The following is a 1,749-nucleotide window of genomic DNA, read 5'->3' on the forward strand; positions in this document are numbered from 1 at the left end:
GTAACAACCCTCATCCACGGTCGAACCCCAAGACCGGGCATCAGCCAGCCACTTACCCAGCAGGAAATCCTCACTCGCACGCAACAGGGTTTCCTGCGCATCAATCAACTGCAGGAAATCCGCGACCCGCTGGTCGTAGTCAGCCAGGTCCTTCGCCTCCGCCGCTCGGGCGACGGCGCGCAGGGCAGCACGAGCGGCGTCTTCGGCCACCTGACGGGCGACATCGGCCAGGTCATACCGGAACCCCCGCGTCGCCACCGAACCCGCCGCAGTCAGCAGGTCCCGCAACGCCGGGATCAACGCATCCTCCGGATAGCCCAACGCCCGCGGACCCACCATACTCGCCTGATTCGCCCGCAAACTCGGAATCCCGGAGTGGTGCCCTGGTTTTCGTGCCGCCACGCCCCGAACGCGGCTCCGATCAGCGTCTGCCAGGCCCGGCGGGCGTGTTCGTCGGCGACGCCGTAGCGGGCCGTGGTCCATTCGTCGAGCCAGGGTCCGAGCTGGATTTCCCCATCGGCCCAAGCGAGATCGCTGAACAGGTCCCACAGCACCGGGTTGTTCGCGACACCTTCGGCCATGTTCGCCAGCCCGGAGAGCCGGGACGCTTCGGCCCAGCGCTGGGGCGTCGCGGCAACGGCTGCCAGGTCGCCGTAGGCCGTCGTCCGGCCGCCGTAGTTCGGCAGGATACCCAAGGCCCATTTCGCGTCGAGGAATCCGCCCTCGATGTCGGCGGTTTCGCCGGTCAGGTCGACGATGAAAACCCGGGACAGGTCAACCGCTTCCAGCACTTCCCGGCGCGGGTTGCCGATCCAGGCCTGCATCACCCACGTCGAGTCCGGGTCAGCAGCCAGCATCGCCCGCTGCACCCCACGAGCAGCCTCGGCAAGGTCGACCCCGCCGGTTTTCCCGCCCTCGTGCAGCAGATCCGCCGCCCACAACCCACTCGCGCCGAACGCGGCTTTCTGCGCGGCGTAGTAGGCCGCCGCGACCGTCGCGTACTCCGGCGTGCTCGTGTCGAGCCAGTCCGGCCGCCGCGGCCCGGCAATGTCCATGAACCAGAGCCCTTGCGGGATCACGTGGGCGCCCGGGTTGCGCTCTCCGAACCCCGGCGGGACCGTCCCGATGAACCCCGGCAGAATCGGTGTGATGTCGAGGTCACGCATCCGCGCCAACACCGTGCGCGCCAGCTCGGCGCGCTTGTCCACCAACGCCCGCGTCGTGCCCTTACCGAAATTCTCGATGTTGTTCAACCACAACCACGGCTGATGCGACGGCGGCCCCAACCACCGCAGAACCTCGTTTTCCTCATATCCGAACCGCGTGAACGTATCCACGTACGCGAGTTCCTGACCCAGCGTCACATGCGCGGCGGTGACCCCGCTCGCGGCCAGCAGATCCAGCTCCGCTTCCCACTGTGCCCAGTCGAAAAACGGCGTCGTGTACCCCGGCACCGTCAGGTTATAGGCCACCCGCGACTCCACCTGCGCCTGCCGCTCCACCACGACATCCGCGGGCAGCTCACGATCCACCGGACGCGTACCGAACCGCGACACAACCGCGACACCGGTCTTGCGGGCGAACGCGGCATAACCCGCCACCGCCGCCCCCGCACCCGACGCCGTCACCTGCAAGACCCCACCATCGGCTGATACCCGGAACCCGTCCCCGAGCCCGGGATCGATCGTCACCTGAATCCGCTCGGCGGGGAGCCCACTCAGCCGCACAATAGCGGCCACCGCATGCTGC

At 68.0% G+C, this 1,749-nt stretch carries 2 protein-coding genes; both read right to left on the reverse strand.

The features are described from left to right. Positions 1 to 321: alpha-N-acetylglucosaminidase C-terminal domain-containing protein (locus OO71_RS51860; RefSeq protein WP_245633987.1), on the reverse strand; the 321-nt coding region annotated here is incomplete at its 3' end. Beyond that, on the reverse strand, positions 297 to 1,749 hold a 1,453-nt coding region (locus tag OO71_RS46875; RefSeq protein ID WP_245633988.1), incomplete at its 5' end, for an alpha-N-acetylglucosaminidase TIM-barrel domain-containing protein. The genes OO71_RS51860 and OO71_RS46875, both read right to left, overlap by 25 nt.

The sequence above is a fragment of the Amycolatopsis jejuensis genome (assembly GCF_000717335.1).
Taxonomy (GTDB): Bacteria; Actinomycetota; Actinomycetes; order Mycobacteriales; family Pseudonocardiaceae; genus Amycolatopsis; species Amycolatopsis jejuensis.